This is a genomic window from Citrobacter sp. Cpo040, assembly GCF_030332915.1.
GTDB lineage: Bacteria > Pseudomonadota > Gammaproteobacteria > Enterobacterales > Enterobacteriaceae > Citrobacter > Citrobacter portucalensis.
This window is the reverse complement of sequence record NZ_JAOWGX010000015.1, coordinates 1-620: the sequence shown is the minus strand read 5'-3', so window position 1 is coordinate 620 and position 620 is coordinate 1. Positions and strand designations below refer to the sequence as shown.

Genomic DNA, 620 nt, shown 5'->3' with positions numbered 1-620 from the left:
CGGAGGTGGTGGGCTATAAGGGCTGGACCCGAATGCACTGCGATATGGATGCAGGGAAATAATCTGCAATGGGATATGCCTAAACCGCTTAACGTTTAAGGATAAATTATGAATAAGGGAAGTGCGTTAAAAATAATAATCGGAACTATTTCGCTATGTGTTATCTCTGGCTGTACAAAAAAAACACCCTCACAGGTTATTTATCGTTATGACGATAATCGTTATCTGGAGTTAAAAGGTTATAATTGTGAGGGCGCACTTTGGTATCACGATGGTAAAAAAAATATTCACAAAGAGTTAATTGATGGAAGATTTGCTTCCTTCAGGATTTTCTCGGGAACCTATATTCACCCTTCTGATAAATATATGCTCATCCCAAACTGGGAGCCGACTGCTTATCTGATATCTAAAGATTACGGACAAACGTGGCAGGTGGCAACATATATGGCTTCTTTCCCGGCGCTGGAGAGAAACTCAGACGGTATTATGCGCGACTATCCTGAAGGAAAAGAAATAAAAAGAGTGGTGGTGGTCAACAACCAGGCATTTATTACCACGGCGAAGGGGCATTTATATCTGAGCTCATACCCTTTTGACGACCCGCGTCTGGCGCCGGGTGG

At 42.9% G+C, this 620-nt stretch carries 1 protein-coding gene; it reads left to right on the top strand.

All coding sequences use genetic code 11. From position 1 onward, the window contains the following. Positions 1-108 precede the first annotated feature (108 nt). The coding region (locus tag OGX86_RS00290) for a T6SS immunity protein Tli3 family protein (protein WP_286638998.1) at positions 109-620 on the top strand (512 nt) is incomplete at its 3' end.